This window comes from Devosia sp. 67-54 (assembly GCF_001899075.1).
Classification (GTDB): Bacteria; Pseudomonadota; Alphaproteobacteria; order Rhizobiales; family Devosiaceae; genus Devosia_A.
On the sequence record NZ_MKVA01000005.1, the window covers coordinates 706,746 to 731,312 of the forward strand.

Annotated in this window: 31 protein-coding genes and 2 tRNA genes; 31 read left to right on the plus strand and 2 right to left on the minus strand. The window is 66.3% G+C overall.

Annotated elements, in window-relative coordinates; translation table 11 throughout:
* Positions 1–26 precede the first annotated feature (26 nt).
* The 7 genes from BGO82_RS08575 to BGO82_RS08605 all read left to right on the plus strand — a co-directional run bounded on the left by BGO82_RS08575 (position 27) and on the right by BGO82_RS08605 (position 3,893).
* Positions 27–257 carry a DUF4160 domain-containing protein gene (locus BGO82_RS08575; protein WP_291305138.1) on the plus strand — a complete coding sequence of 77 codons (231 nt, stop codon included), beginning with the start codon at positions 27–29 and terminating at the stop codon, positions 255–257.
* Positions 258–366: 109 nt separating this feature from the next.
* Entirely contained in the window at positions 367–714 is a 348-nt protein-coding gene (locus tag BGO82_RS08580) for a hypothetical protein (RefSeq protein ID WP_291305139.1), read from the plus strand.
* Entirely contained in the window at positions 711–1,232 is a 522-nt protein-coding gene (locus BGO82_RS08585) for a hypothetical protein (protein WP_291305140.1), read from the plus strand. Before BGO82_RS08580 ends, BGO82_RS08585 begins: the two co-directional genes overlap by 4 nt.
* 35 nt (positions 1,233–1,267) lie before the next feature.
* A complete protein-coding gene (gene gatC, locus BGO82_RS08590) occupies positions 1,268–1,555 on the plus strand; it encodes an Asp-tRNA(Asn)/Glu-tRNA(Gln) amidotransferase subunit GatC (protein WP_291305141.1) in 288 nt (95 codons plus the stop codon).
* Positions 1,552–2,043 (plus strand): GNAT family N-acetyltransferase, encoded by a 492-nt coding sequence (locus tag BGO82_RS08595; RefSeq protein ID WP_291305142.1) that lies wholly within the window; start codon positions 1,552–1,554, stop codon positions 2,041–2,043. The genes gatC and BGO82_RS08595 overlap by 4 nt, the downstream gene beginning before the upstream one ends.
* A gap of 42 nt (positions 2,044–2,085) precedes the next feature.
* Complete coding sequence (gene gatA / locus BGO82_RS08600; RefSeq protein WP_291305143.1) at positions 2,086–3,570, plus strand: Asp-tRNA(Asn)/Glu-tRNA(Gln) amidotransferase subunit GatA; 1,485 nt, start codon at positions 2,086–2,088, stop codon at positions 3,568–3,570.
* A 2-nt stretch (positions 3,571–3,572) separates the two neighbouring features.
* Positions 3,573–3,893, plus strand: a complete 321-nt coding sequence (locus BGO82_RS08605; RefSeq protein WP_291305144.1) for a hypothetical protein — start codon at positions 3,573–3,575, stop codon at positions 3,891–3,893.
* Between the two features lie 31 nt (positions 3,894–3,924).
* Here the strand turns inward: BGO82_RS08605 and BGO82_RS08610 are convergent, their stop codons facing one another.
* Positions 3,925–4,611: a TetR/AcrR family transcriptional regulator C-terminal domain-containing protein gene (locus BGO82_RS08610; RefSeq protein ID WP_291305145.1), complete on the minus strand. Its 687-nt coding sequence runs from the start codon at positions 4,609–4,611 to the stop codon at positions 3,925–3,927.
* A 71-nt stretch (positions 4,612–4,682) separates the two neighbouring features.
* On the opposite strand from BGO82_RS08610, the gene BGO82_RS08615 reads away from it, so the two are divergent.
* Positions 4,683–5,876: a TCR/Tet family MFS transporter gene (locus tag BGO82_RS08615; RefSeq protein ID WP_291305146.1), complete on the plus strand. Its 1,194-nt coding sequence runs from the start codon at positions 4,683–4,685 to the stop codon at positions 5,874–5,876.
* Between the two features lie 17 nt (positions 5,877–5,893).
* On the opposite strand, the gene BGO82_RS08620 is transcribed toward BGO82_RS08615, so the two are convergent.
* Positions 5,894–8,095, minus strand: a complete 2,202-nt coding sequence (locus BGO82_RS08620; RefSeq protein ID WP_291305147.1) for a hypothetical protein — start codon at positions 8,093–8,095, stop codon at positions 5,894–5,896.
* Positions 8,096–8,338: 243 nt separating this feature from the next.
* Between BGO82_RS08620 and BGO82_RS08625 the strand changes: the two genes are divergently transcribed.
* From BGO82_RS08625 to nuoK, 23 genes are all read left to right on the plus strand, one after another.
* Complete coding sequence (locus BGO82_RS08625) at positions 8,339–9,532, plus strand: TCR/Tet family MFS transporter (RefSeq protein WP_291305148.1); 1,194 nt, start codon at positions 8,339–8,341, stop codon at positions 9,530–9,532.
* Between the two features lie 209 nt (positions 9,533–9,741).
* Entirely contained in the window at positions 9,742–10,014 is a 273-nt protein-coding gene (locus BGO82_RS08630; protein ID WP_291305149.1) for an HU family DNA-binding protein, read from the plus strand.
* Positions 10,015–10,132: 118 nt separating this feature from the next.
* Positions 10,133–10,207: transfer RNA gene (locus tag BGO82_RS08635), tRNA-Val, on the plus strand.
* Between the two features lie 119 nt (positions 10,208–10,326).
* Positions 10,327–10,403: transfer RNA gene (locus BGO82_RS08640), tRNA-Asp, on the plus strand.
* Between the two features lie 251 nt (positions 10,404–10,654).
* Positions 10,655–11,194, plus strand: coding sequence for a porin family protein (locus BGO82_RS08645; RefSeq protein WP_291305150.1), 540 nt, complete (start codon positions 10,655–10,657; stop codon positions 11,192–11,194).
* A gap of 226 nt (positions 11,195–11,420) precedes the next feature.
* Complete coding sequence (locus tag BGO82_RS08650; protein ID WP_291305151.1) at positions 11,421–11,933, plus strand: hypothetical protein; 513 nt, start codon at positions 11,421–11,423, stop codon at positions 11,931–11,933.
* A gap of 187 nt (positions 11,934–12,120) precedes the next feature.
* Positions 12,121–12,642, plus strand: coding sequence for a hypothetical protein (locus BGO82_RS08655; RefSeq protein WP_291305152.1), 522 nt, complete (start codon positions 12,121–12,123; stop codon positions 12,640–12,642).
* 255 nt (positions 12,643–12,897) lie between these two features.
* Positions 12,898–13,263, plus strand: coding sequence for an NADH-quinone oxidoreductase subunit A (locus BGO82_RS08660; RefSeq protein ID WP_291305153.1), 366 nt, complete (start codon positions 12,898–12,900; stop codon positions 13,261–13,263).
* Positions 13,254–13,826, plus strand: coding sequence for an NADH-quinone oxidoreductase subunit B (locus BGO82_RS08665; RefSeq protein WP_291305154.1), 573 nt, complete (start codon positions 13,254–13,256; stop codon positions 13,824–13,826). Before BGO82_RS08660 ends, BGO82_RS08665 begins: the two co-directional genes overlap by 10 nt.
* Before the next feature lie 9 nt (positions 13,827–13,835).
* A complete protein-coding gene (locus BGO82_RS08670; protein ID WP_291305155.1) occupies positions 13,836–14,444 on the plus strand; it encodes an NADH-quinone oxidoreductase subunit C in 609 nt (202 codons plus the stop codon).
* 21 nt (positions 14,445–14,465) lie between these two features.
* Positions 14,466–14,852 carry a four helix bundle protein gene (locus tag BGO82_RS08675; protein ID WP_291305156.1) on the plus strand — a complete coding sequence of 129 codons (387 nt, stop codon included), beginning with the start codon at positions 14,466–14,468 and terminating at the stop codon, positions 14,850–14,852.
* Between the two features lie 48 nt (positions 14,853–14,900).
* Positions 14,901–16,091, plus strand: coding sequence for an NADH-quinone oxidoreductase subunit D (locus BGO82_RS08680; RefSeq protein WP_291305157.1), 1,191 nt, complete (start codon positions 14,901–14,903; stop codon positions 16,089–16,091).
* Positions 16,088–16,399 (plus strand): hypothetical protein, encoded by a 312-nt coding sequence (locus BGO82_RS08685; protein WP_291305158.1) that lies wholly within the window; start codon positions 16,088–16,090, stop codon positions 16,397–16,399. The genes BGO82_RS08680 and BGO82_RS08685 overlap by 4 nt, the downstream gene beginning before the upstream one ends.
* A gap of 3 nt (positions 16,400–16,402) precedes the next feature.
* Complete coding sequence (gene nuoE, locus BGO82_RS08690) at positions 16,403–17,623, plus strand: NADH-quinone oxidoreductase subunit NuoE (RefSeq protein WP_291305159.1); 1,221 nt, start codon at positions 16,403–16,405, stop codon at positions 17,621–17,623.
* Positions 17,623–18,930 carry an NADH-quinone oxidoreductase subunit NuoF gene (gene nuoF / locus BGO82_RS08695; protein ID WP_291305160.1) on the plus strand — a complete coding sequence of 436 codons (1,308 nt, stop codon included), beginning with the start codon at positions 17,623–17,625 and terminating at the stop codon, positions 18,928–18,930. Before nuoE ends, nuoF begins: the two co-directional genes overlap by 1 nt.
* A 3-nt stretch (positions 18,931–18,933) precedes the next feature.
* Positions 18,934–19,164: a hypothetical protein gene (locus BGO82_RS08700; protein WP_291305161.1), complete on the plus strand. Its 231-nt coding sequence runs from the start codon at positions 18,934–18,936 to the stop codon at positions 19,162–19,164.
* Positions 19,164–19,634 carry a DUF3291 domain-containing protein gene (locus BGO82_RS08705; protein WP_291305162.1) on the plus strand — a complete coding sequence of 157 codons (471 nt, stop codon included), beginning with the start codon at positions 19,164–19,166 and terminating at the stop codon, positions 19,632–19,634. Before BGO82_RS08700 ends, BGO82_RS08705 begins: the two co-directional genes overlap by 1 nt.
* A gap of 4 nt (positions 19,635–19,638) precedes the next feature.
* On the plus strand, positions 19,639–19,923 hold the full coding sequence (locus BGO82_RS08710; RefSeq protein ID WP_291305163.1) for a hypothetical protein: 285 nt from the start codon (positions 19,639–19,641) through the stop codon (positions 19,921–19,923).
* Between the two features lie 3 nt (positions 19,924–19,926).
* Positions 19,927–22,035 (plus strand): NADH-quinone oxidoreductase subunit NuoG, encoded by a 2,109-nt coding sequence (nuoG, locus tag BGO82_RS08715; protein WP_291305164.1) that lies wholly within the window; start codon positions 19,927–19,929, stop codon positions 22,033–22,035.
* A gap of 4 nt (positions 22,036–22,039) precedes the next feature.
* Complete coding sequence (nuoH, locus tag BGO82_RS08720) at positions 22,040–23,137, plus strand: NADH-quinone oxidoreductase subunit NuoH (protein ID WP_291305165.1); 1,098 nt, start codon at positions 22,040–22,042, stop codon at positions 23,135–23,137.
* On the plus strand, positions 23,134–23,625 hold the full coding sequence (gene nuoI / locus BGO82_RS08725; RefSeq protein ID WP_291305166.1) for an NADH-quinone oxidoreductase subunit NuoI: 492 nt from the start codon (positions 23,134–23,136) through the stop codon (positions 23,623–23,625). The genes nuoH and nuoI overlap by 4 nt, the downstream gene beginning before the upstream one ends.
* 6 nt (positions 23,626–23,631) lie before the next feature.
* The gene (locus BGO82_RS08730) at positions 23,632–24,240 is read left to right on the plus strand and encodes an NADH-quinone oxidoreductase subunit J (protein ID WP_291305167.1); all 609 of its coding nucleotides are present in this window, start codon (positions 23,632–23,634) and stop codon (positions 24,238–24,240) included.
* A gap of 3 nt (positions 24,241–24,243) precedes the next feature.
* On the plus strand, positions 24,244–24,564 hold the full coding sequence (nuoK, locus tag BGO82_RS08735) for an NADH-quinone oxidoreductase subunit NuoK (protein ID WP_291305168.1): 321 nt from the start codon (positions 24,244–24,246) through the stop codon (positions 24,562–24,564).
* Positions 24,565–24,567 lie beyond the last annotated feature (3 nt).

The following is a 24,567-nucleotide window of genomic DNA, read 5'->3' on the forward strand; positions in this document are numbered from 1 at the left end:
TAGTGCACTATTTTGAGGATTGATCGATGCCGACCATCATTGTGCTCGGCAATGTGAAGATACAGATTTTCGGCGACGACCACGCGCCACCGCATTTTCACATTATCACGCCGGACGGGGAAGCCCTTGTCAGGATGGCGGATTTTCGGGTGCTGGCCGGCAAGGTCAGGGGGCGTGACGCAAGGCGGGCTTTGCAGTGGGCCAGCCAACACCGCGAGGACTTGATCGATGCTTGGCGAAGATACAATAGCAGATGAGGCAGATGACTGGATTGAGGTCGGCCGCCCGCTGCCGCGCATTTCATGGGCGGAGCCGCTGGAAGAGCGAAATGTTCGGCTGCTCTGGCGGGGTAGCTCGGTTCCGATCGTGGTGGATATCGCTCCGGCGCTGGCCAATCTGCGCCTATTCAAGCGGCTTCGCACGGACGACGATCTGTTTCGGCAATTGGCCGTCAACGAGGACGGCAACGCGCTCGAATGGCCCGATGGTGCGGAGCTTTCCGCCGTGTGGATCGAGCGGCTGGCGGAGGCGGCGCTGGACAATGCGCAGTTCCGCGAGGCGATGGACGAGATGCACATGTCGCTCGACGGCATGGCGGCGCATCTGGGGGTGTCGCGGCGGTTGATTGCGGACTACCGGAAGGACAAGCCGATCCCCAAGCTGGTGGCGCTGGCCACGCGCTACCTGCTCGAACGCCGCAGGGCCGCCTGGTGAAGCTCACATGGTTCGGCGGAACGACGCTGCGGATCTATATCGGCGGCGAGATCGTGGTGGTGGATGCCGCGGCGGCGCCTGCCGGCGTCGACCGGGGGGAATTGCTGGCCGGCGCCGACCAGGTGGTGACGCTGGGGCAGGTGCCCGAGATCAACCCGGCGTTCTGGCGCAACCGGCCGGCGGCGCGCGGCATCGACGACGTGCCGCCGCTCGACATCCACGGCATCGGCCCGGCGGCGCTGCTGATCGCGGCGGCGGGGGAGCCGCCGCTGGTGATCCTCGGTTCGGGCCAGCCGCCGCAGTTCGGACGCTGGGCCGACGAGGCGGTGATCGTGCTGACGGCGGCGCGCGACTCGTTCATCGCCGAGGCGACGGTGCTGCTGGACGTGGCGCGGCCACGGCTGGTGGCGCTGGCGGTGGACGAGCAGACGCTGGACGTCGCCATCGCGCAATTGTCGGAGCATCTCGACGGCGCCGGGCTGGTATCGCTGGAGCCGGGGCTTGCGGTCGAGGTCTGAGCGCGGCTAAGAACCGGCCAATCAGGAGCTTTTGCATGTCCGTCGACGCCGCAACCGTCAAGCGCATCGGCCGCCTCGCCCGGATTCGGGTGGAGGAGCACGAGGTCGAGAAATACCAGGGCGAAATCAACGCCATCCTCGGATTCGTCGAGCAATTGGGCGAGGTCGACGTCGAGGGCGTCGAGCCGATGACCTCGGTGACGCCGATGCAGTTGCGGCGCCGCGAGGACAAGGTGACCGACGGCGGCTATCCCGAGCTGATCGTCAAGAACGCGCCGCTCAGCGAGGACAATTTCTTCATGGTGCCCAAGGTCATCGAGTGACCGTCCGCATCGCCGTCGAAACGCCGCTGCAGGACGACGTCCGCGACCTCGTCGCCGAGCTGAGCGCGCATCTGCTGCCGCTGTCGCCGCCCGAATTCCAGTTCAAGATGACCGTCGAGCAGATGGCCGGCGCCGATACCACGGTGTTCGTGGCGCGCGACGAGGCGGGGGGCGCCGTCGGCTGCGGCGCCCTCAAGCTCGCCGGCCATGGCGAGGCCGAGGTGAAGCGCATGTTCACGCGCCCCTCGGTGCGCGGCCGGCGGGTGGGCTCGGCGCTGCTGGACGCGATCGTGGCGCTCGCCCGGCAGAAGGGCGTCGCGCTGCTGCTGCTTGAAACCGGCGAGGGCGCCGGATTCGAGGGGGCCTGGCGCCTCTACGAGCGCGGCGGCTTCAGCCGGCGGGGCGCGTTTTTCGACTATCCGGACAGCCCGTGGTCGCGCTTTTACGAGAAGCGGCTCGCCACGGCAGAGTTGCCCGCAACCCGCTAAGACGCTAGGTCAGGCGGGAATTTCTCCGACGAGACATCAGAGTTGACCGATCTTACCAAGCTGACGCTTGCCGCCGCCCGCAAGGGGCTGAGGGACAAGAGTTTTTCTTCCGCCGAGCTGACCGATGCCTATCTGGCCGCGATCGCGGCGGCCAACCCCAAGCTCAACGCCTATGTGGCCACCACGCCCGAGCAGGCGCGGGCCGGCGCCGCCGCGTCGGACGAAAAGCTGGGCAAGGGGCAGGGCGGGCCGCTCGAGGGCATCCCGCTCGGCATCAAGGACCTGTTCGCGACCCGCGGGGTGCACACCCAGGCGGCGAGCCACATCCTCGACGGCTTCAGGCCGGAATACGAATCCACCGTCACCGCCAATCTCTGGCGCGACGGGGCGGTGATGCTGGGCAAGCTCAACATGGACGAGTTCGCCATGGGTTCGTCCAACGAGACCTCGTATTACGGTCCGGTGATCAACCCCTGGCGCAGCGGCGGCAGCAACGCCCAGCTCGTGCCCGGCGGCTCGTCGGGCGGCTCGGCGGCGGCGGTGAGCGCCTGGCTGTGCGCCGCGGCGACGGCCACCGACACCGGCGGCTCGATCCGCCAGCCGGCGGCGTTCACCGGCACCGTCGGCATCAAGCCGACCTATGGCCGCTGCTCGCGCTGGGGCATCGTCGCCTTCGCCTCCTCGCTCGACCAGGCCGGACCGATTGCCCGCACCGTCGAGGACGCGGCGATCATGCTGACCTCGATGGCGGGGTTCGACCCGAAAGACTCGACCAGCGTCGACCGTGCGGTGCCGGATTTCGCCGCAGCGGTGGAGCGCGGCGTCAAGGGCCTCGTCATCGGCATTCCGAAGGAATACCGGATGGACGGCATGCCGCCCGAGATCGAGGCGCTGTGGCAGCAGGGCATCGCCTGGCTGAAGGCCGAGGGCGCGACGGTCAAGGACATCTCGCTGCCGCACACCAAATACGCGCTGCCGGCCTATTACATCGTGGCGCCGGCGGAAGCCTCGTCCAACCTGGCGCGCTACGACGGGGTGAAGTACGGGCTGCGCGTCAGCGGCAAGGACATCACCGACATGTACGAGCTGACCCGCGCCAAGGGGTTCGGCGCGGAAGTGCGGCGGCGGCTGATGATCGGCACCTATGTGCTCTCGGCCGGCTACTATGACGCCTATTACGTGCGGGCGCAGAAGGTGCGCACGCTGATCAAGCGCGATTTCGAGCACGCCTTCGCCGACGGCGTCGACGCCATCCTGACGCCGGCGACGCCGAGCGCTGCCTTCGGCGTCGGCGACGAGGACATGAACGCCGACCCGGTGAAGATGTACCTCAACGACGTGTTTACCGTGACGGTGAACATGGCCGGGCTGCCCGGCATCGCGGTGCCGGCGGGCAAGGATGCGAGCGGCCTGCCGCTCGGCCTGCAGCTCATCGGCAGGCCGTTCGACGAGGAGACGCTGTTCGCCGCCGGCCGCGTGCTGGAACGCTCGGCTGGAACGGTGTTCGCGCCGGAGCGGTGGTGGTGAGCATGGCCGAAGCCGACATCTTTTCGACCGCCGACTGGCGCGACGTGCCCAAGGACATGTCGAAGCCGCTGCAGGCGCTGTGGTGGATCCGCAAGGGCGAGTTCCGCGTCGGCCCCGAATGGGAGCAGGCGCACGCCATCGTGCAGGCGATGGAAGGCACCATGGAGTTCGACTGGGTGCATGCTTTGCTGCACTGGATCGAGGCCGACATGGGCAATGCCGACTACTGGTACCGCCGCGCCGGCAAGAAGCGCTCGGCCCCCAACGTCAAGGCCGAATGGGACGTGATCGCCGCGACGCTGAGCGGCGTCACGCGGCACTGACCGCCGGGCGGCCGGCATGCTCGAATCGATCTCAGCGGGCGCTGCGACGCTTTGCTTTTGAGCCGTTGCCGGAGGCGGGCTTCGCCTTGGCGGCGAGCGTGAGGCGGATGCCGGTGAGCAGATAGGCGAGGCCGCGCTCGAAAACCGCCTCGGTGTCGATGTCGGTGCCGCGCATCAATGGCCGCATGGCTTCGGCGAGCAGGGGGAAGGCGGCGACTTCCTGGAGGGGGTCGCCGACCGCGTCGGGCTCGGTTTCGGCGCGCTCGCGCTCGTTCTGCTCTTCGAGGACATAGCCGACGACGTAGCGGGTCACCGAGAGGGCGATGGCCAGCGCCTCGTGGGCGGTGAAGCCGGCGGCGACATAGAGCTCAAGCTGGCGTTCGTAGTCGGCGAAATCGGCGTCGGTGGGGCGGGCGCCGGTGTTGATGCGGGCGCCATCGCGCACCGCGAGCAGGGCACGGCGAAAGCCGCGGGCATAGGCCAGCGTGAACTCGTCCCAGCGCTCGTCCGGACGCGGCACGCGACGGCTGTGGAAGCGCAGCAGCATTTCGTGGTTCAGCGCATCGAGCAACGCCGCCTTGCTGGCGAAGTGCCAGTAGAGCGCCGGCTGCTGCACGCCCAGCCGCTCGGCCAGCCGGCGGGTGGTGAAGCGGTCGAGCCCTGCTTCGTCGAGCAGGGAGAAAGCCGCATCGAGAATTTTTTCGCGTTCGATCGCCATGGGCCTTGACTTATCATCGATAAGGAACTTTATCACCGATAAATTTCTTTATCGTTGATAAGGAGGCGGGAATGAACCGCTCGCTCTTGGTCATCATCGGCGTCGTGGCGCTCGACGCCGTCGGCATCGGACTGATCTTTCCGATCCTGCCCTCGCTGCTGGACGAACTCACCGGACATGGCGAGGTTTCGACCATCTATGGCGTGATCATCGCGGCCTATGCGGCGATGCAGTTCCTGTTCGCGCCGATCCTGGGGCTGCTGAGCGACCGCATCGGGCGGCGGCCGGTGCTGATCGCCTCGCTGGCGGGCGCCACCATCGACTACCTCATCATGGCGTTCACGCCGGCGCTCTGGGTGCTGGTCGCCGGCCGCATCATCGCCGGCATCACCGGCGCCAGCATGTCGGTCGCCGGCGCCTACATCGCCGACATCTCGGCGGAGCAGGAGCGGGCGCAGCGCTTCAGCTGGATGAGCGCGGCGTTCGGCGTCGGCTTCATCGTCGGGCCGATCCTGGGCGGGCTGCTGAGCACGTATTTCCTGCGCGCGCCGTTCCTCGCCGCCGCCGGGCTCAACGCGCTGAACCTCGTGCTGGCGCTGACCGTGCTGAAGGAGAGCCGGACGCCCAGCCGCGAGACATTCGAGCTCGGCACGCTCAACCCGTTCGCGCCGCTCAAATGGGCGTTCAGCTTCGCGGCGCTGGCGCCGCTGCTCGCGCTGTTCCTGATCTTCGCCATCAATGGCGACATCCCCGGCACGATCGCGGTGCTCTACGGCCAGGCCAAGTTCCACTTCGACGGGGTGACGGTGGGGCTGTGGCTCGCCACCTTCGGCATCTGCCACACGCTGGCGCAGGCGTTCGTCACCGGGCCGCTGAGCCGGCGGCTGGGCGACCGCGGCACGATGATCGTCGGCATCGGCGCGGACGTGCTGGCGTTCCTCGGCTTCGCCTTTGCGACGCAGGGCTGGATGGCGTTCGCGCTGTCGCCGCTGTCGGCGCTCGGCGGCGTCGGCCTGCCGGCGCTGCAATCGCTGATGTCGGCGCAGGCCGGGGAGGACCGGCAGGGCGAATTGCAGGGCGTGCTGGCGAGCGCCCAGAGCCTCACCTCGATTGCCGGGCCGCTGATTGGAACGACGGTCTTCGCGCTGACGGCGCCGGCCTTTCCCGGCGCGGTGTGGCTGGTGGCGGCGGCGCTCTATCTGCCCGCCATCCCCGTCCTCGGCTGGCTGTCGCGGCGACGGCGGGCGGCGCCTGCGGCGGCATGAGGCCGGGTTGTGGCCGGCTAGAACCTGAACGACAGCCCGCCGCCGACGGTAAAATGCGTGCCGATGCTGGTTCCGGTGCTGGCGAAGCCGAAGCCGTTGAGGCTGAGCTGGTCGTTCATCTTGTAGCCGATGCGGGCGCCGACTTCCGCGAGGGTATAGTCCTGCGCCGCGGTCGCGACCGTGCCGCCGCCGGCCATCGTTCCGTCGACCTGGCCGGAGGCAAAAGCGTGGCCGAGCGCGCCCGTGAGCGTCAGATCGAGCGACTCGTTGATCCTGGTGGTCCAGGCGAGCGACAGCTTGAGGATGTCCGTCGCCAGCGCGCCATCCGAGAACGTGGCCGGAAACGGATTGCCCACGGACGATTCCGTGTAGGCGTCGGTGCGCAGCCAGTTGTGCTGATAGGCGCCGGCCAGCACCAGCTCGTTGCCGGCAGCCGGCGCCCAGATCACGCCGCCCCTGGCGTAGAGGCTGGCGGCAAGGCCCGACGTGCTGCCCGTGCCCGTCGCGGTGGTGGCGCCATTGCCATAGTCGCGGCTGAAGGTCATGGCGATGCCGGGCGCGGCCCAGCCGCCGGCCTCGACGAAGGGGCGCAGCGCGCCGCCGGTCCAGATGTGCCGCAGCCCGCCGGCGAGAACCAGCGCCTGCGTGACATCGACCGCGCCGTATTCCTGCTGCGTCAGCGCCACGCCGCCCAGCAGCATGACGTTGTCATCGCCCCAGCGGCCATGGGCGCCGGCGGTGATCGAGCCGGCGCCGGCGAAAAATTCGGCGTCGGCGGGTCCCGAAACCGGCGCAAGCGAACCGAGCAGCAGCCCTGCCGTGGCGTCGAGATGCCCGGAAACGGCCGCCCTCGCGTCGGCCAGTTCCTGCACCGAGACCGTCTGCTGCTGCGGCGTGGTGACGCCGCTCGTGCAGGCATCGACGAACGCGTCGCAATATTGCAGCAGATACGGCACCGTATGCGAGGTCCCGGTCGCTGCCGTGGTCATCTGGCCGGAAATGTACTGGCCGTCGCCCGAGATGGAGTCGGCGGTGACCAGGTCGATGCCGCTCATGTCGACGCCCGAGGTGATCATCAGTGCCCTGAGATCGGCCATGCCGGTGCCGCCCTGGGCCGCGTCGGTCCAGCGGAAGGCGTGCATGGTGCCGGCACCGCTGTCGGCGCCGAGGATGTAGCCGAAATTGTCCACGCTGGTGCCACTGCCGAGGAAATCGTTCGAGGTGGAGTATTCGCCCACCACGATCATGCCGTTGTCACTGACATCCGTGGCGATCGATCCCGCGCCGGCGGCGCCTTCCGGCGCGCCGAGGTCCACCATGCCCGTGGCCGCAGTCCAGCGGAAGGCGCGGTTGCCGCCGCCGCCGACGATGACGCTGCCATCGTGCGTCGCGGCCATGGCGATGGAATTGTTGTTGCCGATTACGCCAAGGTCCTGGTAGCCGCCGGTCACGGTCCAGGCGAAGGCGTGCGAAACCGTGCCGCTGTGGATCGTGCTCTGGAAATCGCTGGCCCCGAAGACGACGTTCCCGTCGTCGCTGACGCCCATCGCCCGCGACTGGTCATGCGCGCCGCCGGAGGCAGACCCCAAATCCACCATGCTGCCGCTCGCCGCGGTCCAGCGGAAGGCGTGCTGCCAGCCGCCGTCCACCGTCGCTGCGCCGACCACGACGCCGCCATCGGCGCTGACGCCGAGGCCAATGCTGGTGCCGTCCTCCGTCAAAGCGCCGAGGTCCAGCGTTTGCGCGGTTTCGGTGTCGTAGCGAAAGGCGTGATAGGAGGTGCCGTCGCCGTGATCCAGATAGCCGGTGACGAAGGGGTCGCCCGAAACATCGGTGGCGCCGCCTTCTCCGCCAAACGACTGCGCCGCATCCCATTGGATGGTCGCCGCGGTGCCCGAGCCCATCCCGGTCGCTGTTATGAACATTTCCCCGGTGAACGGCACCGTCACATAGGTGCCGTTAGAGAAATACGACACCTTGCCGGCATAAGCCAGGATGCTGCCGTCAGATGTGCTGATAATATCGGTCGAATCGATATTGTGGGAATGGTCCGGCTGCCCCAGCGCCTCGTCCAGGGCACTGTCAATCGCGGCGTCGATGCCGGGTGACAAACCGTCCGCCCGTGCCGGGCCGCACCAGGCCACGGCAAACACCCCGGCGGCGGCCAGCACCCCGGCGGCCCGCCGCGCCACACGCCATGTGCTCGAGCCTATGTTCATGTCGACCCCCATCGCCGTGCCCAAGACTTGAAGTAACCATACACACGCGAGCGAAGTCCGCCACTCAAAACAGGAACGGGCCGGAGCCGCGGTGCGGAATCGGTGGATATACTTGCAGTACGACAATAAACTTGTCGCTTCTGGCGCTGGCACCGGCCGGCGGTCTCCCGGGCGTGTGTTGATTTCCGGCGCCGGCCGAACGACATGTCGCCGACACGTCGTCGCCGTCGAGGGCATCTCCCCGTGAACAAACCGCTGGTCATCATCCTGGGCGCCGTGACGCTCGACGCCATCGGCATCGGCCTGATCTTTCCGATCCTGCCGCGGCTGCTGGAGACGGTGACGCATGCCGACAACGTCGCCCCCTATGTCGGGGTAATCTACGCGCTCTATGCGGCGATCCAGTTCGTGTTCGCGCCGGTGCTGGGGGTGATGAGCGACCGCTTCGGCCGCCGTCCGGTGCTGCTGCTGTCGCTGGCCGGCGCCGCGATCGATTACCTGTTCATGGCGTTCGCGCCGGAGCTGTGGATGCTGGTGGTCGGCCGAGCCATCGCCGGGCTGACCAGCGCCAACATGGTGATCGCCACCGCCTACATCACCGACATCACGCCCGAGGCGCAGCGGGCGCAGCGCTTCGGGCTGTTCCACGCCATGTTCGGCATCGGCTTCATCGTCGGGCCGGTGCTGGGCGGGCTGCTCGGCGACATCTGGGTGCGGGCGCCGTTCCTCGCCGCCGCCGGACTCAACGGCCTCAACTTCCTGCTGGCGCTGCTGCTGCTGCCGGAATCGCGGCCCGGCCGGCGCGACGTGAGGTTCGACCTGCGCAGCCTCAATCCGCTGGTACCGCTGGCCTGGGCGTTCTCGCTCAAGGGGCTGCTGCCGCTGATCGCGGTGTTCTTCATCCTCAATTTCGTCGGCAACATGTACGGCACCGTGTGGGCGCTGTTCGGCACCGACGCGTTCGAGTGGAACGGCCTTATGGTCGGGCTGTCGCTGGGCGGCTACGGAGTGTTCCATGCCGCGGTGCAGGCGCTGCTGCCCGGACCGGCGTCGCGGCGCCTCGGCGAGCGCAACGCGCTGCTGGTCGGCATGGCCTGCGAGATCATCGGGCTGCTGCTGACGGCGATTGCGACGCAGGGCTGGGTGGTGTTCGCGGTGCTTCCGCTCTACGCGCTGGGCGGGGTCGGCGTGCCGGCGCTGCAATCGCTGACGACGCAGCAGGCCGATGCCGACAAGCAGGGACAATTGCAGGGCGTCATGGCCTCGATCGTCAGCGTCGCCTCGATCTTCGGGCCGCTGTTCTTTTCGGCGGTGTATTTCGGCGTGCGCGACACCTGGCCCGGACTCGTCTGGGCGGCGGGCGTCGCGGTGTACCTGCTGGCGATTCCGCTGATTTTGGGCGTCCGCCGGCCGCCACCGGCGCCGCAGCCCGCCTGATTTGGTGGAAAACCCCGGAATCCGGGGGTTTCGGGCTCATGCGGCAGTCGTTTTCGATTGACCGCACCAAATTGCCGTCCCATTAACGTCGCGCGGTCATGACGGGGCAAAACGCCCGGAACTCCTTGCGTTTCGCTCGGAATCATCAAAGGAATGGCCGCGCTTTCTGCTTCGCCGAGAGGGCGGGCTTTTCACTGTGAGGAAACGCTATGAACAAGAACGATCTGATCGGCGTGGTCGCCGACGGCGCGAGCATCACCAAGGCCCAGGCCGGGGAAGCCGTTGACGCCGTCTTCGACGCCATCACCAAGTCTCTGAAGAAGGGCGACGAGGTCCGGCTGGTCGGCTTTGGCACGTTCTCCGTCTCCAAGCGCAAGGCCTCGATCGGGCGTAACCCGGCCACCGGCGCCGAGATCAAGATCCCGGCCTCGATGCAGGCCAAGTTCAAGCCCGGCAAGGGCCTCAAAGACGCGATCAACTGATCCGTCGGAGTTTCCGAATTTCGAGCGGCCCTGTGTGCCTCGCGCAGCAGGGCCGTTCGTTTTGCGCAAGCGTTGACGGTTTCGTGCCGAGACCCTAGTTACTCGCCGTCGCACGGACGGGCGGTTAGCTCAGTGGTAGAGCATCTCGTTTACACCGAGAGGGTCGGCGGTTCGAGACCGTCACCGCCCACCATTCCACCTTCGATCGCGGTCTCGCGGAACGCCTGCCGAAAGGCCCTGTTGCCTGCTTGACTTGCCCCAACCGCGTCGATACACGGACGCCACGTTGCGCGGGGCTCTGCTTCGCCGTCAGCGGGTGTAGCTCAGTTGGTTAGAGCGTCGGCCTGTCACGCCGAAGGTCGCGGGTTCGAGTCCCGTCACTCGCGCCATTTCCCGAAAGTGCTGGAGAGATTGCGCGACGGCGCCCGATCTGTGGCGTTCGTGCCACACCTGTGGGCCGCCACATTCTCGCCGCCCGGGCGACCCATTGCCCTCACAAATCCCTAGGATTCTCAACGTCGCCAGCGCGCCTGGAGAGTCGTTCTAAGCCAGCGATTCCGGTGCGCGGCGCAGCGTTTCGAGGGACGGAACTGCCGCAGAGGAGGCGGCGTTGTCGGTCCGAATATCCAAGGAGAACAGGATGCGCCTGTTCAAGATCGCCAGCCTCGCGGCCCTGCTTGCCGCCCTCAGCCCCGCCGCGCAGGCGGTGGATCTGCTGACGGTGCCCACCTCGGGCAACGATTCGTTGCCGGTCGCCGATTCCGGCTTCGACTGGAACGGCTTTTACGCCGGCGTCTATGGCGTGGCGCAGGGCAGCACGGTGGGCGGCGGCCAGCTGGGCCTCGGCCTCGACGTGGGCGCCAATGCGCGCTTCGAATTCGTGCTGGTCGGCGGCGAAGTGGCGATTCAGGCCCTGGGCGGCGGCGCCGGCACCACGGCCTATGTCGAAGGCGTCGGCAAGGCCGGCATCGCGCTCACCGACAACGCCATCGCCTATGGCGCGGTGGGTCTGGGCACGGCGCTGGGCGGTCCGTCCGAAACCGATCTGCTGGCGGGCGGCGGCGTCGATCTGGCGCTCGCCGACAATCTCAGCGTCGGCGCACGATATCTTCACGGTTTCCCGGTAACGGGAGCGAATCCGAAGAACCAGTTCACGATCGGGGCCAATTTCCACTTCTAGGGCTTTGATCACATCTGCGGCATGTGGCGCTACGCCTGGGCGGAGCGCGGTTTGTGACGAGGAATCAAAAGGTTGCCTATTCCGGCAAGTGTGGCGGATCGGGCACATGAATGACCAAAACGGGGCGGGGGCGGTGTCGCTCGGACGATATCGGCGTTAAATAAGGGCTCTCGTGACTCGCGGCTCCCAAGCGAGTTCCGACTTAGACACGTAAAAGGACTTTGATATGCGTTCTCTCAAGCTTGCCTTGCTCGCTACCGCGGCTACGGCTGTGCTCTCCTCGGCGGCGTTCGCTGCCGATCTGGTTGTCGACACGCCGACGGTTCCGCCGGTCGTGAACAACAGCTTCAACTGGGACGGAGCCTATATCGGCGCCTTCATCCAGGGCCAATCGGCTCCGTCGGCCTTCGGCCTCGGCGTCAATTTCGGCGTGAACGCCCTCATGGACAACCTCGTCCTTGGTGGCGAGATTGAAGCTGTGGCCTCCACCGGCTCGAACTTCTCGGGCCAGGCGACCGCCAAGGTCGGCGGCCTCCTCGGTGACAGCGCGATGCTCTATGCCTTCTCCGGTATCGGTTCGCGGACCGTGACCAGCTGGTACGTTCCGGCCGGTGTCGGTGTCGAGTTCGCCGTGGCCGACAATCTCGGCATCAAGGCGGAAGCGCAGTACAACTTCGACCTGACCAACACCGCCGAGAATTCGGCGGCCGTGAAGGTCGGTCTGAGCTGGCACTTCTAAGAATCCCGCCCACGGGCGTCGATTTGGCAAGGGGCTCCGCTGGCGGGGCCCCTTTGCTTTTGCCCGCGCGGGCTGTCGTAACCACTCGTTAAGCCTATGAGATAATTAAATTTTGTCGCTAATTGTCGGCAAAGCTGTGGTCGCGCAAAATCCCTGGCACCAAATTCCGACCTCCAGGGGACACCTCATGAAAATCGCGCACTCACTTCTGGCGGGCGCCGCACTGGCGGTCGTCATGGCTTCGGCGGCCAATGCCGCCGACCTGCTCAAGCCGGCCGACCCGATCTATTCGAGCCCGCTGTTCAACTTCGAAGGCCTGTATATCGGCGGCTCCGCCGGCGGCGCGCTGTCGGGCGGCACGGGCTACGGCACGCTCGGCGTGGTGGTCGGTGCCAATTTCGCCGTCAGCGACGGAATCATGGCCGGCGTCGAGTTCCAGGGCGACGCGTACTGGAACAGCGGCTTCACCGCCTACGACGCCCTGGCGCTCGGCCGCATTGGCGGGTTCGTGTCCGACAACACCATGCTCTATGGCGATGTGGGCGCCGGCTTCCTCAACAGCTCGGCGGCCTATGCGCTGGGCGGCGGCGCCGAGATGGCGCTCACCGACCAACTCAGCCTGCGCGGCGACCTGCAGTTCATCGGCGCGTTCGGCGGCCTGCCCTCGACCGCCAAGGCGACTGCCGGGCTGCTCTGGCACATCAACTGACGCTCTTCTGCGACGTCGATTCCATGCACGGAAGGCCCTGCGCGAGCGGGGCCTTTTCGTTTGCCCCGGAGGCGCAAAAAGCTGCTCCCCGCAATGGTAAGATGAGCAAATCCATCAGGTTTTGTTTTCCTTGAATCGAGGTAGGCCGTGGGCTAAGCCCGGTGCATCGAAACCGCGCCGTCCACGGGGCCCATCATTGCCCTCTGGCCCACGCGTTTTCGGCCGGTATTCCGCCGGCGTCCGAATAGGCGCAGAATGAACGATCTGCTCAGCAACTACCTGCCGATAGTCATCTTTATCGGCCTGTCCGGCGTTATCGGCCTGGCCCTGCTCCTCGCCCCCTTCGTCGTCGCCGTGAAGAGCCCCGACCCCGAGAAGGTGTCCGCCTACGAATGCGGATTCGATGCCTTCGACGATGCGCGCATGAAGTTCGACGCGCGATTCTACCTCGTAGCGATTCTGTTCATCATCTTCGACCTCGAGGTGGCGTTCCTGTTCCCCTGGGCCGTGGCGTTCAGGGATGTGGGCTGGTTCGGCTTCTGGTCGATGCTGATCTTCCTCGGCGTGTTGACCGTCGGCTTCATCTATGAGTGGCGGAAAGGTGCGCTCGAATGGGATTGACCGAAACCCTCGTCGCGCCGGCCCCCAGGGGCGTGCTCGATCCGCGGACCGGCAAGCCGATCGGCGCGGACGATCCGTATTTCGTCGAGATCAACAACGAGCTCGCCGACAAGGGCTTCCTGGTCACCGCCACCGACGAGCTGATCAACTGGGCCCGTACCGGCTCGTTGATGTGGATGACCTTCGGGCTTGCCTGCTGCGCCGTCGAGATGATCCAGATGTCGATGCCGCGCTACGACGTCGAGCGCTTCGGCCTCGCGCCGCGCGCCTCGCCGCGGCAGTCCGACGTGATGATCGTCGCCGGCACGCTGACCAACAAGATGGCGCCGGCGCTGCGCAAGGTCTACGACCAGATGCCGGGGCCGCGCTACGTCGTGTCGATGGGCAGCTGCGCCAATGGCGGCGGTTACTATCATTATTCGTATTCGGTGGTGCGCGGCTGCGATCGCGTCGTGCCGGTCGACATCTACGTGCCGGGCTGTCCGCCGACGGCCGAGGCGCTGCTCTACGGGTTGCTTCTGTTGCAGAAGAAGATCCGCCGCACCGGCACCATCGAGCGTTAGGAGCGAAACATGGGGGATGTTTCGACCCTGAGCGCCATCCAGGAGCGCGTTGTCCAGCTTTTGGGCGACCGCATCATCGAGCAGGCCATCGCCTTCGGCGAGCTGACGGTGCGGCTGCACCGCGAAACCGTGCTCGACGCGGTGCGGCTGCTGCACGACGATCCGGGGACGGCGTTCATTTCCATCGTCGACGTCTGCGGCGCCGACTACCCGGAGCGCGACGAGCGCTTCGACGTCGTCTACCACCTGCTGTCGCCGACCAGGAACGCCCGCATCCGCCTCAAGGTGCGCACCGACGACGAAACGCCGGTCCCCTCGATCACGCCGGTCTTCCCCGGCGCCGACTGGTTCGAGCGCGAGGCCTACGATTTCTACGGCATCCTGTTCTCGGGCCACCCTGACCTGCGCCGCATCCTCACCGATTACGGCTTCGACGGCCATCCGCTGCGCAAGGATTTCCCGACCACCGGCTACGTGGAAGTCAGGTACGACGAGGAACGCAAGCGCGTGGTCTACGAGCCGGTGAAGCTGGCGCAGGAATTCCGCCAGTTCGACTATCTGAGCCCCTGGGAAGGCACGGACTACGTGCTGCCGGGTGACGAGAAGGCGAAGCAGTGAATGGTGAATGGTGAATGGTGAATGGTCACGCAGACGAACGAGATACGCGACTATCGCGATCTGATCGTCTGGCAGGAAGCGATGGAGATCGCCGAAATGGTCTATTCGCTGACTCGCGCCTTTCCACGCGAGGAGGCGTATGGGCTGGTCTCGCAGATGCGCCGCTCCGCCGTCTCCATTCCATCGAACATCGCAGAAGGATTCGGTCGGGCGCAGCGTCGCTCCTTCGTGCAATTCCTCAGGATCGCGCAGGGATCTTTGAAAGAACTCGAAACACAGGCGCAACTGGCGGCCCGTATTGGCATGTTGGACGTCGAGGGTCTGTCCGACTTGCTCGATCGGAGCGAGCGGCTAGGCAGGCGGCTGGTTCAGTTTGTCCGTTCTCTAGAGCGTGGCGCTTCGCAGTGACCATTCACCATTCACCATTCACCATTCACGTTCAGCCGGAGGCCTCTCATGGCTGAGGCGGACGTTCGCAATTTCACCATCAATTTCGGGCCGCAGCATCCGGCCGCGCACGGCGTGCTCCGCCTCGTGCTCGAGCTCGACGGCGAGGTGGTCGAGCGCGTCGATCCGCATATCGGGCTCTTGCATCGCGGCACCGAGAAGCTGATCGAGAGCAAGACCTATCTGCAGGCGGTGCCGTATTTCGACCGGCTCGATTACGTCGCGCCGATGAACCAGGAGCACGCCTTCTGCCTCGCGGTGGAAAAGCTGCTCGGGCTCGAAGTGCCGTTCCGCGGTCAGCTGATCCGCGTGCTCTATTGCGAGATCGGCCGGCTGCTCAGCCACATCCTCAACACCACGACCCAGGCCATGGACGTGGGGGCGCTGACGCCGCCGCTCTGGGGCTTCGACGAGCGCGAAAAGCTGATGGTGTTCTACGAGCGTGCCTCGGGCAGCCGCATGCACGCGGCCTTCTTCCGGCCGGGCGGCGTGCACCAGGACCTGCCGCAGGCGCTGATCGACGACATCGAGGCGTTCTGCGATCCGTTCCTCAAGGTCTGCGACGACCTCGAAGTCCTGCTCACCGGCAACCGCATCTACATGCAGCGCAACGCCGACATCGGCGTGGTGTCGGCCGAGGACGCCTGGAAGTGGGGCTTCTCCGGCGTGATGGTGCGCGGCTCCGGCGTTGCCTGGGATCTGCGCAAGGCGCAGCCCTACGAGTGCTACGACCGGCTCGACTTCGACATCCCGATCGGCAAGAACGGCGATTGCTACGACCGCTACCTCGTGCGCATGGACGAGATGCGGCAGTCGATCCGCATCATGAAGCAGGTGATCGCGCTGCTCAATTCGCCGGAGGGGCAGGGGCCCGTGACCTCGACCGACGGCAAGGTGGTGCCGCCCCGGCGCGCCGAGATGAAGCAGTCGATGGAAGCGCTGATCCATCACTTCAAGCTCTATACCGAGGGCTACAAGGTGCCGGCCGGCGAGGTCTATGCCGCCGTCGAGGCGCCCAAGGGCGAGTTCGGCGTGTACCTGGTGTCCGACGGCACCAACAGGCCGTATCGCTGCAAGATCAAGGCGCCGGGCTTCGCACATCTGAGCGCCATGGATTTCCTCTGCCGCGGCCACATGCTGGCGGACGTCTCCGCCGTGCTGGGCTCGCTCGATATCGTCTTCGGTGAGGTCGATCGGTGATCGCGATTGCACGCAACATTGTCGCTGCTGGGGTACCTTTGGTCGTCTGCTGCGCCTGCGGGCCGGCGCTCGCGGCCGATCTGGCAGTGGATTGCCAGAAGGTCGCGGCACAGGGCTTCTTTCCTGTGAGCTACAAAGAGATCGGGCAGGCCGATGTGGCGGGCGTGGGTGATGTCTTTTCGTTCAGCGATGGACGCTGCCTGTGCCAGGCGAGCTTCGAGGATGTCCCACGAACAAGACGCGAGGCATCGGCTTTGGCAAAGACCAATCCCGCGCTCGTCTCTAGCCTCTATTGCGAGGTGAACTAGTCCATGTCTGTCCGCCGCCTCGCCGCCGATGCCGTCCAGCCCGCAAGCTTTGCGTTCTCGCCCGAGAACCAGGCCTGGGCGGAGAAGGTCATCGCGCGCTATCCCGCCGGCCGCCAGCAATCGGCGGTGATCCCGATCCTGTGGCGGGCGCAGGAGCAGGAGGGGTGGGTCACCCGCGCCGCCATCGAGGCGGTCGCCGACATGCTGGGCATGGCGTACATCCGCGTGCTCGAGGTGGCGACCTTCTACACGCAGTTCCTGCTGAAGCCGGTGGGCAGCGAAGCGCACATCATCGTCTGCGGCACCACGCCGTGCATGCTGCGCGGCGCCGGCGACCTGATCAATGTGTGCCAGCACAAGATCGCGCACGACCCGCTCGAGGTATCGGCCGACGGCAAGCTGAGCTGGGAAGAGGCGGAGTGCCTGGGTGCCTGCGTCAACGCCCCGATGGTCATGATCGGCAACGACACCTACGAGGACCTGACGGTCGAGAGCTTCGAGCACATCGTCGAGAGTTTCCGCGCCGGCAACGGCAAATCGGTGACGCCTGGCCCGCAGATCAAGCGGCAGTTCGCGGCGGCCGAAGGCGGGGCGACGACGCTGCTCGAACGGCCCACCGCCGAGCGGACCTACAAGCCGTTCCCGCCGCCGCCACCTCCGGCCGCGCCCGCGGCGCCGGCGACTGCTCCCGCAGCGGCTCCGGCCCCGGCTGCTCCTGCACCCGAGCCCACCAACAAGGGCAAGGGCAGCGAAGTCTCCGAGGAGAATGCGCCGGCGGTGAAGGGCACGCCTGCCGAGGCCAAGGTCTCCGAGGGCAAGGCGGAAGCCGAGCGCGTCAAGGCCGATGCCGGCGCCAACGCCAATGGCGAGCCCAACCGCGCCATGCGCGAGGACGCCACCGGGGCGGAATCGCCGGCCGGCAAGCTCGACGGCGGCAAATCCACCCGCACGCCGAAGAAGCTGTTCGACGTCCCCGCCGGGCCGGCAGACGACCTCAAGCTGATCAACGGCGTGGGGCCGGTGCTCGAACAGACGCTCAACGCCATCGGCATCACCACCTGGCGGCAGGTCGCGGCGCTGACGCCGGAGCAGATCGAGGCGGTGGAGGCCGAAGCCGGCTTCAAGGGCCGCATCGCCCGCAACAACTGGCTGCAGCAGGCAGACGTCCTCGCCCGCGGCGGCGTCGAAGAATACCGCCGTGTCTTCGGGAAGGATCCGAAGTAATGCTCGCTGACAAAGACCGCATCTTCACCAATCTGTACGGCCAGGGCGACTGGCGGCTGGCGGGCGCCCGGGCGCGCGGCGGCTGGCAGGACACCAGGACCTTCATCGAGCGCGGGCGCGACTGGATCACCAACGAGGTCAAGGGCTCGGGCCTGCGCGGCCGCGGCGGCGCCGGTTTTCCCACAGCGCTCAAATGGACCTTCATGCCGAAGGTGTCGGACGGCCGCCCGCACTACCTCGTCATCAATGCCGACGAGTCCGAGCCGGGCACCTGCAAGGACCGCGAAATCCTCCGCCACGATCCGCACCATCTGGTCGAGGGCGCGCTGCTGGCGAGCCGCGCCATGGATGCGCATACCGCCATCATCTATGTGCGCGGCGAGTTCATCCGCGAGCGCCAGCGGCTCGAATACGCGGTGCAGGAAGCCTATGACGCGCGCCTGATCGGCAAGGACAACGTCAACGGCTGGGATTTCGACATCATCGTCCACCACGGGGCCGGCGCCTATATCTGCGGCGAGGAAACGGCGCTCCTGGAATCGCTCGAGGGCAAGAAGGGCCAGCCGCGGCTGAAGCCGCCGTTCCCGGCGGCGATGGGCGTCTATGGTTGCCCGACCACCGTCAACAACGTCGAATCGATCGCCGTCGTGCCGGAGATCCTGCGCCGCGGCGGCGCCTGGTTCGCCGGCATCGGCCGGCCGAACAACACCGGCACCAAGCTGATGTGCGTGTCCGGCCACGTGAACAAGCCGGCGACGTTCGAGGAGGCCATGGGCATCCCGTTCGACGAGATGATCGAAAAGCATTGCGGCGGCATCCGCGGCGGCTGGGACAACCTGCTGGCCGTGATCCCCGGCGGCGCCTCGGTGCCGTGCGTGCCCGCCGAGAAGATCCGCCACGCGCTGATGGATTTCGACGGCCTCAAGGAGGCCGGCTCGTCGCTCGGCACCGCTGCCGTGATCGTCATGGACAAGTCGACCGACATCATCCGCGCCATCTGGCGGCTCAGCGCCTTCTACAAGCACGAAAGCTGCGGCCAGTGCACGCCGTGCCGCGAGGGCACCGGCTGGATGATGCGGGTGATGGAGCGCATGGTCGAGGGGCGGGCCCAGAAGCGCGAGATCGACATGCTGTTCGAGGTGACCAAGCAGGTCGAGGGCCACACCATCTGCGCGCTGGGCGACGCCGCGGCGTGGCCGATCCAGGGCCTCATCCGCAATTTCCGCCACGTCATGGAAGAGCGCATCGACCAGTACACCTACCGGTCGGACAATGACGACGCCGTGCCGTCGGTGGCGGCGGAGTAAGCGATGGCCGATGACCCGGACAATATCGTGCTCGTGATGCTTCGCCGGATGGACGAGAAGCTCAACCGCATCGACACCAAGCTCGATCGGCTTGGCGATGACGTTCACGATCTCAAGGTTCGCATGACCTCGGTTGAAGAGGGGTTGGTCGGCGTGAACCGTCGGCTGGACCGAATTGAAATGCGTGCGGATCGGATCGAAACGCGGCTCGATCTGGTGGAGCCGAGCCGCTGATGCACGTCGCTGAGCTCAACATCGGCCGGTTGACCTACCCGATCGACGATCCGCGCATGGCGGATTTCGTCGACAATCTGGGGCGGGTCAACGCCATGGCGGAGCGCATGCCGGGCTTCGTCTGGCGGCTGGTCGGCGACGGCTCCAACGATGGCGCGCTCGATCTGAGGCCGTATGCGAACGACCCGATGATGGCCGTCAACATGAGCGTCTGGCAGACGGTCGAGCAGCTCGAGCAATATGTCTGGAACACCGTTCACAAGCGGTTCTACAACCGCAAGGCCGAGTGGTTCCAGCCGATGCAGTCGCATCATTTCGTGATGTGGCCGGTCGAGGAGGGGCACATCCCGAGCCTCGAGGAGGCCAAGGCCCGGCTCGACCATCTCGAGACCCACGGCAACAGCGACCACGCCTTCGACTGGTCGCATCTGGAACATGTCAAGCTCTGGCAATCCCAGAGGTGCGGATAGATAGATGGCAAACGAAGCAGACGACGCTGTCATCCAGATTTTGAGGCAGATTCAGGACAAGCTGGTCGAACATGACCGGCGGTTTGACCGCATGCAGCACCAGATGGACCACCGCTTTGACGGCGTCGACCGAAAGCTTGGCGAAGTGATTGATGCGACGACCAAGGCCCTGGGCACCGCCGCCATTGCAAACGTTCGTCACGATAGCGTGCAGACCCAGCTTGCCGAGGTGGAGCTGGAAGTACGTGACCTTCGGGCCCGTGTCCGAGAGCTCGAGGAGAAGGTCTAGGCCATGGCCAATATCAAAGTCGACGGCAAGCTGGTCGAGGTTCCGGACTACTTCACGCTGCTGCAGGCGGCGGAAGCGGCGGGGGCCGAGATCCCGCGCTTCTGCTACCATGAGCGGCTGTCGGTCGCCGGCAATTGCCGCATGTGCCTGATCGAGGTGAAGGGCGGGCCGCCCAAGCCGCAGGCGTCGTGCGCCATGGGCGTCAAGGATCTGCGTCCGGGCCCGAACGGCGAGCCGCCGGAAATCTTCACCAACACGCCGATGGTCAAGAAGGCCCGCGAAGGCGTGATGGAATTCCTGCTGATCAACCATCCGCTCGACTGCCCGATCTGCGACCAGGGCGGCGAGTGCGATTTGCAGGACCAGTCGATGGCCTATGGCGTCGACAGTTCGCGCTTTGCCGAGAACAAGCGCGCGGTCGAAGACAAATATATGGGGCCGATCGTCAAGACCTCGATGAACCGGTGCATCCAGTGCACCCGCTGCGTGCGCTTCACCACCGAGGTCGCCGGCATCACCGAGCTGGGCGCCATCGGCCGCGGCGAAGACCTCGAGATCACCACCTATCTCGAGCGGGCGCTGACCAGCGAGCTCAGCGGCAACGTCGTCGACCTCTGCCCGGTCGGCGCGCTGACCAGCAAGCCGTACGCCTTCCAGGCGCGGCCGTGGGAGCTGGTCAAGACCGAGAGCATCGACGTCATGGACGCCGTCGGCTCCAACATCCGGGTCGACAGCCGCGGGCGCGAGGTGATGCGCTTCCTGCCGCGCGTCAACGACGCGGTGAACGAGGAGTGGATCTCCGACAAGACCCGCCACGTCTGGGACGGGCTCAAGTCGCAGCGGCTCGACCGGCCGTATGTGCGCGTCGGCGGCAAGCTCCGGCCGGCGACGTGGGACGAGGCGTTCGCCGCCGTCGCCAGGGCGGTGAAAAAATCCGGCATGGGCAACAAGGTCGGCGCCGTCGCCGGCGATCTCGCCGCCGTCGAGGACATGTACGCGCTCAAGGCGCTGATGACCGCCATGGGCTCGGGCATGACCGACGTGCGTCCGCCGATGTCGGGGATCGATCCGTCGATGCCGCGCTCGGCCTATCTGTTCAACCCGACCATCGCCGGCATCGAGGAGGCCGACGCGATCCTCATCGTCGGCTCCAACCCGCGCAAGGAAGCGGCGGTGCTCAATGCGCGCATCCGCAAGGCCTGGCGGCAGCGCAGCACGCCGATCGCGGTGATCGGCGACCATGCCGACCTGACCTATCCCTACGACTATCTGGGCGACGACATCTCGGTGCTGGCCGAGGTCGCCGCCGGCAAGGGCTTCGGCGAAAAGCTGAAGGCCGCCAAGAAGCCGCTGGTGATCGTGGGCGAGGGCGCCGTGTCGCATGGCGCCGCCTGGAACAAGCAGATCGGCCGCGACGTGATCGCGCTCGCCAGCAAGGCCGCGACCCTGGGCGAGGTCGCCGAGGGCTGGAACGGCTATGCGCTGCTGCACAACGCGGCGTCGCGCGTCGGCGGCATCGACATCGGCTTCGTGCCGCACAATGGCGGCGTCTGCTCGGCCGACCAGATCAAGGCGGCCGGCGACGGCAAGCTCGACGTGCTGTTCCTGCTCGGCGCCGACGAATACGACACGCGCGCCATGGGCGACGCCTTCGTGGTCTATGTGGGCACGCATGGCGATGCCGGGGCGCACCGCGCCGACGTCATCCTGCCGGCCGCCGCCTACACCGAAAAGTCCGGCACCTACGTCAACACCGAGGGCCGCGTGCAGCTTGGCGAGCGCGCCGTGTTCCCGCCGGGAGAGGCCAAGGAGGACTGGGCGATCTTCCGGGCGCTGAGCGCCGTGCTCGGCATGCCGCTGCCGTTCAACTCGCTGCGCGACCTGCGCCGCGCCATGTATGCGGAATTCCCGCATCTGGCGCAGATCGACCAGATCGTGCCGGCCGGCATCGAGGGCATCCGCGACCTCGCCGGCCGCGAGATCAAGACCAGCTCGGCCAAGCTTCATTCACCCATCGGCGATTTCTATATGACCAACCCGATCGCGCGCGCCTCGGCCATCATGGCCGAATGCTCGCAGCTCCAGGCTGGCCTCAAGCAGGCGGCGGAGTAAGCGCATGCAGTTCATCGCCGCCGCCGCCAACTACCTTCTCGGCATCCCGGTCCTCGGCTGGGGCGACCAGATCGGCTTCGTCTACAAGGGGCTGCTGTTCCTCGTCGCGCTGCTGATCTTCACCGCCTACATCCTGCTCGCCGACCGCAAGATCTGGGCCGCCGTGCAGGTGCGCCGCGGTCCCAACGTGGTCGGGCCGTTCGGCCTGCTGCAATCGTTCGCCGACCTGCTGAAGTTCCTGCTCAAGGAGCCGATGATCCCGGCGAGCTCGGACAAGATCGTGTTCCTCTTGGCGCCATTGGTGACGTCGGTGCTGGCGCTCTCGGCCTGGGTGGTGATCCCGCTCGATGCCGGCTGGGCGCTCGCCAACATCAATGTCGGTATCCTCTACATCCTCGCCATCAGCTCGCTGGGCGTCTACGGCATCATCATGGGCGGCTGGGCGTCGAACAGCAAATACGCCTTCATGGGCGCGCTGCGCTCGGCGGCGCAGATGGTGAGCTACGAGGTCTCGATCGGCTTCGTCATCATCACCGTGCTGCTCTGCGTCGGCTCGCTGAACCTGTCCGACATCGTGCTGGCGCAGCATCAGATGGGCATCGCGCACGCGCTGGGTGTGCCGTGGCTCAGCATTCTCGACTGGTTCTGGCTGCCGCTGTTCCCGATGTTCATCGTGTTCTTCATCTCGGCGCTGGCCGAGACGAACCGGCCGCCCTTCGACCTGCCGGAAGCGGAGTCGGAGCTGGTGGCCGGCTTCATGGTCGAATATTCGTCGGCGCCGTACCTGCTGTTCCAGCTCGGCGAGTACATCTCGATCCAGCTGATGTGCGCCATGACCGCCATCCTGTTCCTGGGGGGCTGGGCGTCGCCGATCGACCTGCCGCCGTTCAACTGGGTGCCCGGCTGGATCTGGTTCATCCTGAAAGTCTGTTTCGTGTTCTTCGGCTTCGCCATGGTGAAGGCGTTCGTGCCGCGCTACCGCTACGACCAGCTGATGCGCATCGGCTGGAAGGTGTTCCTGCCGCTGTCGCTGGTCGCGGTGGTGGTGGTCGCCGGGGTGCTGCAGCTCACCGGCTGGGGCTGGCACGGAGGAGCGATGTGATGGGAGTGTTCCGCGCCATCAACGGGCTGCTGCTCAAGGAGTTCGTCGTCGCCTATTGGGTGTCGCTGCGCTACTTCTTCGCGCCCAAAAAGACCATCAACTATCCGTTCGAGAAGATGCCGTATTCGCCGCGCTTCCGCGGCGAGCACGCGCTGCGCCGCTACCCCAACGGGGAAGAGCGCTGCATCGCCTGCAAGCTGTGCGAGGCGATCTGCCCGGCGCAGGCCATCACCATCGAGGCCGGCCCGCGCCAGAACGACGGCACCCGTCGCACGGTGCGCTACGACATCGACATGGTGAAGTGCATCTATTGCGGCATGTGCCAGGAGGCGTGCCCGGTCGACGCCATCGTCGAGGGGCCGAACTTCGAATTCGCCACCGAAACGCGCGAAGAGCTGTATTTCGACAAGAACAAGCTGCTCGACAATGGCGACCGCTGGGAGCGCGAGATCGCGCGCAACATCGCGCAGGACGCGCCGTACAGGTGAGATGACATGACCCTTGCGCTGTTCTTCTTCTACGTGTTCTCGATCATCGCGGTGGCGTCGGCGCTGATGGTGATCGCCTCGCGCAATCCCGTGCACTCGGTGCTGTTCCTGATCCTCGTCTTCGTCAACGCGGCCGGGCTGTTCATGCTGGCCGGGGCGGAGTTCCTGGCGCTGATCCTGATCGTCGTCTATGTCGGCGCCGTGGCGGTGCTGTTCCTGTTCGTCACCATGATGCTCGACGTCGATTTCGCCTCGCTGCGCCAGGGCATGCTGCAATACGCGCCGGTGGGCGTGGTGGTGGGCGTGATCCTGCTGCTCGAATTGCTGCTGGTGGGCGGCTCGTTCGTGATGGCGCCGCAGGTGAGCGGCGCCTCGGCGGTGCCGATCGACCACGCCGTCGACAACACCCGCGCCCTCGGCCAGGTGATCTACACGCGCTACGTGTTCCTGTTCCAGGGCGCCGGCGCGGTGCTGCTGGTGGCCATGGTGGGCGCCATCGTGCTGACGCTGCAGCACAAGGCCAACGTCAAGCGGCAGAACATCGCGCACCAGACGCAGCGCACGCGCGCCGAGGCGACGGAGCTGGTCAAGGTGAAATCGGGGCAGGGGGTCTGAGCCATGTTGGACGCAGCGGGCATCGGCCTCGGGCACTATCTCACGGTGGCGGCGATCCTGTTCACGCTGGGCGTGTTCGGCATCTTCCTCAACCGCAAGAACATCATCATCATCCTGATGTCGGTCGAGCTGATCCTGTTGGCGGTCAACATCAACTTCGTGGCGTTCTCGGCGCAGCTGGGCGATCTCGCCGGACAGGTGTTCGCGCTGCTGATCCTCACCGTCGCCGCCGCCGAGGCCGCCATCGGCCTTGCCATCCTCGTCATCTTCTACCGCAACCGCGGCACCATCGCGGTTGAGGACGTCAATCAGCTCAAGGGCTAACCC